11 protein-coding genes and 3 tRNA genes are annotated in these 6,121 nt (G+C 44.8%); all 14 read left to right on the top strand.

Features of this window, described 5'->3' with window-relative positions; genetic code table 11:
• Nucleotides 1-297 precede the first annotated feature (297 nt).
• A tRNA-Gly gene (locus AUJ82_00075) sits at nt 298-373 on the top strand.
• A 53-nt stretch (nt 374-426) separates the two neighbouring features.
• Nucleotides 427-501: transfer RNA gene (locus AUJ82_00070), tRNA-Cys, on the top strand.
• Nucleotides 502-510: 9 nt separating this feature from the next.
• Nucleotides 511-582 (top strand) — tRNA-Val (locus tag AUJ82_00065).
• Nucleotides 583-1,072: 490 nt separating this feature from the next.
• Nucleotides 1,073-1,354, top strand: coding sequence for a plasmid maintenance system killer (locus AUJ82_00060; protein OIO61086.1), 282 nt, complete (start codon nt 1,073-1,075; stop codon nt 1,352-1,354).
• A gap of 15 nt (nt 1,355-1,369) precedes the next feature.
• Nucleotides 1,370-1,684: an addiction module antidote protein, HigA family gene (locus AUJ82_00055; protein ID OIO61085.1), complete on the top strand. Its 315-nt coding sequence runs from the start codon at nt 1,370-1,372 to the stop codon at nt 1,682-1,684.
• 164 nt (nt 1,685-1,848) lie between these two features.
• Nucleotides 1,849-2,553: a hypothetical protein gene (locus tag AUJ82_00050; protein ID OIO61084.1), complete on the top strand. Its 705-nt coding sequence runs from the start codon at nt 1,849-1,851 to the stop codon at nt 2,551-2,553.
• A 170-nt stretch (nt 2,554-2,723) separates the two neighbouring features.
• On the top strand, nt 2,724-2,987 hold the full coding sequence (locus AUJ82_00045) for a hypothetical protein (protein ID OIO61083.1): 264 nt from the start codon (nt 2,724-2,726) through the stop codon (nt 2,985-2,987).
• A 196-nt stretch (nt 2,988-3,183) separates the two neighbouring features.
• Nucleotides 3,184-3,537, top strand: a complete 354-nt coding sequence (locus AUJ82_00040; GenBank protein OIO61082.1) for a hypothetical protein — start codon at nt 3,184-3,186, stop codon at nt 3,535-3,537.
• A 48-nt stretch (nt 3,538-3,585) separates the two neighbouring features.
• The gene (locus AUJ82_00035; protein ID OIO61081.1) at nt 3,586-3,867 is read left to right on the top strand and encodes an addiction module toxin; all 282 of its coding nucleotides are present in this window, start codon (nt 3,586-3,588) and stop codon (nt 3,865-3,867) included.
• Nucleotides 3,868-3,871: 4 nt separating this feature from the next.
• Nucleotides 3,872-4,138, top strand: coding sequence for a transcriptional regulator (locus AUJ82_00030; GenBank protein ID OIO61080.1), 267 nt, complete (start codon nt 3,872-3,874; stop codon nt 4,136-4,138).
• A gap of 154 nt (nt 4,139-4,292) precedes the next feature.
• The gene (locus tag AUJ82_00025; GenBank protein ID OIO61088.1) at nt 4,293-4,499 is read left to right on the top strand and encodes a HicB family protein; all 207 of its coding nucleotides are present in this window, start codon (nt 4,293-4,295) and stop codon (nt 4,497-4,499) included.
• Nucleotides 4,500-5,026: 527 nt separating this feature from the next.
• The gene (locus AUJ82_00020) at nt 5,027-5,218 is read left to right on the top strand and encodes a hypothetical protein (GenBank protein OIO61079.1); all 192 of its coding nucleotides are present in this window, start codon (nt 5,027-5,029) and stop codon (nt 5,216-5,218) included.
• Between the two features lie 276 nt (nt 5,219-5,494).
• Nucleotides 5,495-5,719, top strand: a complete 225-nt coding sequence (locus AUJ82_00015) for a hypothetical protein (protein OIO61087.1) — start codon at nt 5,495-5,497, stop codon at nt 5,717-5,719.
• Nucleotides 5,716-6,009: a plasmid stabilization protein gene (locus AUJ82_00010; protein OIO61078.1), complete on the top strand. Its 294-nt coding sequence runs from the start codon at nt 5,716-5,718 to the stop codon at nt 6,007-6,009. Before AUJ82_00015 ends, AUJ82_00010 begins: the two co-directional genes overlap by 4 nt.
• The last annotated feature ends 112 nt before the right edge of the window (nt 6,010-6,121 follow it).

The raw sequence follows: 6,121 nt of genomic DNA, 5'->3' as shown, positions 1-6,121 counted from the left end.
AACGGTGAACTGTTTGAGCGCCTACAGAACTGCCACGTACCATCTAGCTTTCCTGCTGCAGTTTCGTCGAACGCTATTTCACTACCAGAAGTTCCCGGCGATTGGATGCAAGCTCACCTGCCTGCAATTATTGGGCCTTACTCTAGTCGTCCATGGGTAGGAGTTTTGCGTGATATTGCTGGACTAGGAGCGCTCGCATAAAGAAGCAACGAGATGCGCCTACTAAACGTTGACAGTAACAATTATGCCGTCGGATTTGCAGAAATCCGAAATTAATGGTAAAATTTTTTTCGCAGTGCGGATGTAGCTCAGTTGGTAGAGCACGACCTTGCCAAGGTCGGGGTCGCGAGTTCGAGTCTCGTCATCCGCTCAATAGTTTGGGAGGGAACTCTTTGGGAATGTTCTCTCCCATATTTATCACATTACGGCGACGTGGCCGAGTGGCTTAGGCAATGGTCTGCAAAACCATGTACACCGGTTCGACTCCGGTCGTCGCCTCCAATTCAATAAGGGCGCTTAGCTCAGGGGGAGAGTACTTCCTTGACGCGGAAGGGGTCAGAGGTTCAAATCCTCTAGCGCCCACAGGTCAGAGGCCTAGAATCACCAAGATAGGGGTTCTAGGCTTTTTCCGTGGGTGCATACTAAGTGCAGCGTGGCGTGAGCGTTCCCCGCTAATTCTCTTTAAGGAAAGTCAGGGCGATTCACCATAAAGATCTAAGCGCCGGCAAAGAAGGCCGTCATCATATACATGAAACATTAGTTTACACCCATATCCTTAACCGTGGCCCGGCTGGGGTTCGTAGCCCGGTAGATATGTTGTAAGGTTAAATAAGGCAGTTTTAGACAGTATTATATACCGATCCGCATAAGACACCATGATAAAATAGCGTTTAGTCAAAACAGGTGCATTTAGCATTGATTATAGCGACAAGTGATGTATTTCTAGAGGCGCCTTATATGGGCACAAATAGCAATTTTGGAGTATTATGCGGATCAGTATAAACATAGTTAGGCGGCCATAACAATTCCATGTTGCATTGACAAGTGTCACGTGATAGCTTACTATTGATGCATGATCAAGACGTTTGCCGATAGGCATACGCAAGAGTTTTACCAAAAGGGTAAATCAAAGCGTTTTCCGCCGGAAATCAATAAGCGGGCAATCCGCAAGCTGGAATACGTCGACTTGGCAACGGGTTTGGATGACTTGAAGGTTCCCCCAAGCAATCGACTCCACGAACTCGAACGAGAACGGCAGGGACAGTATTCGATCTCCGTCAATGATCAATGGCGCATATGTTTCCGGTTTGTCAACGGCGACGCCTACGACATAGAACTTACGGACTACCACTAAGATGAGGTGTAAAATATGAGTATTCAGAATATTGGAGAGCGTAAAATTCGACCGACTCATCCCGGCGAGATGCTGCGCGAGGATTTTTTGCCGGATTACGGCCTCACCGTGTCGAGTCTTGCTAGGGCGCTTGGTGTGTCGCGCCAGACGGTCAATGAGTTGGTCCGGGAACGTCGGGCAGTCAGCCCCGAGATGGCGCTTCGCCTCGCCCGCTTGTTCGGCAATACGCCGGAGTTTTGGCTCAAAGCTCAGCGTGCCGTAGATCTTTGGGAGGCAGCGCGGGCCAGCAAGAAGAAGATTGAGCGTATCAATCCATTGAGTGTCGCATAGCACTTGAAGTAGAAAAATGAAGGAGAATTAAAAAGCGCCTAACAAGTAAATCCAGCGGACGGCTAAGCGCCACCGCTGATTTCAGACGTTATGCCGCTTTATTGAGCAAGGTCGGGTGCGCTACTAAGACATCTGTATTCTCATATATCGAAGAGATGTGAAAGATGAAACAGAACAAACAGTTCACTTTTGCATACAACCCTCTGTTCCGAGTTATTGCAACTTGGATGTGGTGGTTCGTCGGTGCAGCATTGACAGTACTAATCATTTTGGCAATCCAAGGAGTGCAACTGGCATCGGCTTCGAAAGTGTTGGCGGGAGAGAGAGCATACCTTGCTGTATACATCGAGATCGTCTCCGTAGGTTTGCTTCCTCTGTTGTTCACTTTGATTTGCAGGGATGAATTGGCGCAATATGGGCTTGCCCGTCAGGGGTTGGCAAAGTCCCTGTTGCTATCATCGCTATTCGTAGTGGTAATGTTTGGTTTTGGCTATCTGATGACGGGGCGATTGATAACCGACAGTCGTCCAACGTTACATCTAGGTTTTCCCTGGAATCTTTGGTATGCTCTATTGGGAATAATCGCCTGGGGGCCATTGGAGGTTTTCTTCTTCGTTTGGCTAGTCGTCAATACCGACAACATATTCAAGAGCAGGATGAGAGCAAATCCCTGGGGACTCATCATAACCGTTTTGCTCTTTGCTCTGATACACATCTTAACCACAAACATATCGAACGCCATCTATACTAGTGCGATTTTTCTTGTTCTGGGTCTTATCTACAAATACACCCGAAACGTAGTCGGACCTATGATTGCTTGGGCTCTGATAAATGGGCAAGTATGGTACATAGCGCGATTGCTATTCTGAATTGTTAAAGCAGGCTAACAAAGCGTGCAGTGGACAGTGGGGATTCACCCCGCTAAATTGGATTTATGCTACGCCCAAGCAGAATCCTGCTCGCGGAGCGAGTACACGCCCGCCCCACTGCCACTAACGCCAGCCGTTATGCCCGAACAAATTCATAAGGAGAAACAACAATGTCTATTTGTATTGACTTTTTCTATTTCATGAAAAACGACCCTGACAAAATTCGGGAAGTTGTTCCCGCTCATATTGCATATTGGAAAAATAATAATTTTGAAAAGTATATCGGGGGACCATTTGCCGACAGAAGTGGTGGCTTAATATCTTTTGAGGCTATGGGCCTTGCAGATGCTACGGCGATAATCGAAAAAGACCCTTTTATCGTTCATGGCTTGATTGCAGAAAAATGGATAAAGGAATGGATGCCCGAAAAGTAAAAGACAGTCTAAATCGATTGCTTCAGCATCTCCCGGTAAAGATGCCGTCCACAGGATGGTCGTTTGCATGCACCGCCCCCTGCCGATGCAGTAATTCCTGAAAACGAACCATGGACGTGCATGTTCAGTTGAACGTGATTGCAAATGGTAAACCGGGCTGCCTTCCCGCTCAAAATGCCGGGTGTAGCGGGGCATCATGTTATTTGGGATTCAAGGCTCCATCGAAAACCGCAGGCCGTTTTCTGGCCGAAAAGAGAGGTTTAAGAAAAACGCCGTCCTCGGACAAGCTTTTTACGAAAATATCGGTGCCCACGCTGCGGAAGCTGAATCCTTGATTTGGGAAACCATTGACAACACCGATGAACGTACAGGAATTGAAGTTGTTAATTTGTGGGTGGATGCTATTAATCTGGCCGGACTTGTAACATTATCCAATTATGACCGCCCCAATAACGAAAACGTGGATATTCCTTTTGCATCAGGTTGCCAAAGTATCTGGTCCCCGTTTACCCCTCAGCCCTACGGGCAGCAGCTCAACTCGGGGCGTTAGGCGGAGAGGCTGCTTGACATACACAATATGGTATAGTACATTTATGATATGTGGGAAATTTATGAGCACCGGCGCGTTGCTAAAGAGATGGAACAATTACCTATTCAGGTCCTCAAACGTTATGAAAAATGGAAAGATATTGTAAGAATAACGGGACCGGAGGGGCTCAGACTCATCAAGGGATTCCATGATGAAGCTTTACATGGTGAACATAAAGGACATCGAGCTTCTAGATTGGGATACCAGTATCGGCTGATTTATAAAGTGGTTTCTCAAGAAGTTATTGTCTTAGTGATTGATATAACTGCTCACGACTATCGAAGGAGGTAAAAATATGAATCTCAAGGAATATCGTAAAGCGACGAAGACTCTTGATGTCTCAATTGGTGAATCTGTACGTATTATCCGAGAACTTCAAGGTCTAAGTCAAAATGAACTCTCAAGCTTGACAAAGATCCCCCAGTCAACAATTTCTGCAATAGAGAACGATCGAGTAAATCTTGGAGTTGAGCGTGCAAAGGCTCTTGCTCGCGCTCTAAAGTGTCATCCTGCAGTGTTATTGTTTCCAGGTTGGGATGTCAACGAAGAGTCCGTGGCCTAACCAACGCGCGTAGTCAACAAAGGGAAGTATTCGCTGGTCTTGCAGTCAATAGGGCGACTGACGCCCGAGCGTTAGGTCTTCGAAGTAAGGAAACCAAACAAACCTATTGAAAAATATGATAAAATTAAAGAGCGAACGTGTAAGAGGTGAGGATATGAGATTGGTTCTACAAGTTGAACAAGAAGTTGATGGGCGATGGTTAGCTGAAATCGCTGAACTTCCCGGTGTAATGGCTTACGGACAGACGCCAAATGAGGCAAGGGCAAAGGCTCAAGCACTTGCTTTGCGCGTTATAGCTGATCGCCTCGAACACGGCGAAGAAAGCCCAGATTTACAAAACATTACCTTTGCGGCCGCATAAGTACCTGGCCGAGCACACGCGCGAGGCAAGTGCTTGCTGCTCTACTACGAATAGGGTGGGTGGTCAAACGCGAATCGGGTTCCTCGCACAAGGTCCTATCAAGATCGGGATATCCAGATTACACTTTTGCTTTTCATGACAAAGAGGAAATCGGCCCTAAGATGCTTTCACGCATTTCGAAACATACCGGATTGCGACCAGAGGATTTATAGTGTGCCGATAGGACGTTTGGATACGGTAACCGTCACCGGCCGACCTTTAAATACCGCCTTCACTTTATGATTCTTCAATAGCAGTTCAACTCTTAGGGTACGTTCGAAGATAATTTTAGAGAGGATTATATGCCGATCCATATAACGCGCCATGATAAAACAGCATTTCTTCAAAACAGATGCACTTAGCATGGATTATAGCGACAATTGGTGTATTTCTGGAGGCGTCTTATATGGGCACAAATAGCAATTTTGGAGTATTATGCGGGTCGGTATAAGCATAGTTATGTTAATAAATAAAATACCTACCTACCTATGGATGGGAAAATATTGAATATAAAGCAAGGCATTAAGGTCAAAATAGTATTAAAACAAGACCAAAAAAGCGGCAAACTAACCGAAGGAGTTGTCAAAGATATTTTGACAAAGTCTCCTTCACATCCTCATGGCATAAAAGTAAGATTAACTAGTGGAGAGATAGGACGAGTCAAAGAGATATGCAAATGACACTTCTCATTGGCGCTTTTTACTAAACCGAATGCCCTGCACTCAACCGTTGTTCTTTTAACCGGTCGTTGTAAAATGAAGTGCAAACCTAACAATCCATTCCAGCGGATGCTTAAACGGCCAAAAACACGCCGTTTAACCACCACTGAATTAAAGCGTTAGGAATTAAAATCAAATGATAACAACGATATTAATAAAATTAATATCGAATAGCAGTCTATGAATCATAGCGGTATACTAAAGTAAGAATAAGAAAAAGGAGTTGACAATATGACTATCAAAACAAATGAATTAATTTCCATGGTTGAGTCGCTTCCTGTAGACATAAAAACGAAACTGGTTGAAAAAATTCTAGATAGCTTGCATCCATCGCAAAAAGAGATAGATGTGTTATGGGCAAAAGAAGCTGAAAAACGGATCGATGAAATCGGAACCGGTAAAGTCAAAACCATACCTGGCAAAGACGTTTTTAAAGAAATCAATCAGAAGCTCGCGAAATGAAATACTCCTTTCACCCCGACGCAAAGAAAGAGCTCTTAGAGGTGACCGATTACTTTGAAGAATGTCGTTTCGATCTTGGCCGGGAATTTGCAAAAGAAGTTTACTCGACAATTCAAAGAATAATTAGTTTCCCTTTGGCTTGGTCCGGTTTTTCGAAAAACACGAGGCGCTGCCTAACAAACCGATTCCCTTTTGCGGTAGTCTATCAAGTCGTCGATGATGAAATTATAATTATCGCGATTATGCAGCTAAACAGAAAACCTGGCTATTGGAAAAAAAGGATAAAATAAACATAAAGGTCTCGAAGACTTCTTCTACACAGGAAAGAAGAAAGGGATAAAACCTGAACACGCCGATCGGCTTAAGAGAATTCTTGATAGATTAAATGCTGCAAATGAAATA

It is taken from the genome of Verrucomicrobia bacterium CG1_02_43_26 (assembly GCA_001872735.1).
Lineage (GTDB): Bacteria > Verrucomicrobiota > Verrucomicrobiia > Opitutales > CG1-02-43-26 > CG1-02-43-26.
This window is presented reverse-complemented; position numbering and strand designations above follow the sequence as displayed.

What these genes read in the sequence shown, in the direction of transcription:
- AUJ82_00060 (OIO61086.1), top strand. Translation starts at nt 1,073, where the DNA reads ATGATCAAGACGTTTGCCGATAGGCATACGCAAGAGTTTTACCAAAAG.
- AUJ82_00055 (OIO61085.1), top strand. Translation starts at nt 1,370, where the DNA reads ATGAGTATTCAGAATATTGGAGAGCGTAAAATTCGACCGACTCATCCC.
- AUJ82_00050 (OIO61084.1), top strand. Translation starts at nt 1,849, where the DNA reads ATGAAACAGAACAAACAGTTCACTTTTGCATACAACCCTCTGTTCCGA.
- AUJ82_00045 (OIO61083.1), top strand. Translation starts at nt 2,724, where the DNA reads ATGTCTATTTGTATTGACTTTTTCTATTTCATGAAAAACGACCCTGAC.
- AUJ82_00040 (OIO61082.1), top strand. Translation starts at nt 3,184, where the DNA reads ATGTTATTTGGGATTCAAGGCTCCATCGAAAACCGCAGGCCGTTTTCT.
- AUJ82_00035 (OIO61081.1), top strand. Translation starts at nt 3,586, where the DNA reads ATGTGGGAAATTTATGAGCACCGGCGCGTTGCTAAAGAGATGGAACAA.
- AUJ82_00030 (OIO61080.1), top strand. Translation starts at nt 3,872, where the DNA reads ATGAATCTCAAGGAATATCGTAAAGCGACGAAGACTCTTGATGTCTCA.
- AUJ82_00025 (OIO61088.1), top strand. Translation starts at nt 4,293, where the DNA reads ATGAGATTGGTTCTACAAGTTGAACAAGAAGTTGATGGGCGATGGTTA.
- AUJ82_00020 (OIO61079.1), top strand. Translation starts at nt 5,027, where the DNA reads ATGGATGGGAAAATATTGAATATAAAGCAAGGCATTAAGGTCAAAATA.
- AUJ82_00010 (OIO61078.1), top strand. Translation starts at nt 5,716, where the DNA reads ATGAAATACTCCTTTCACCCCGACGCAAAGAAAGAGCTCTTAGAGGTG.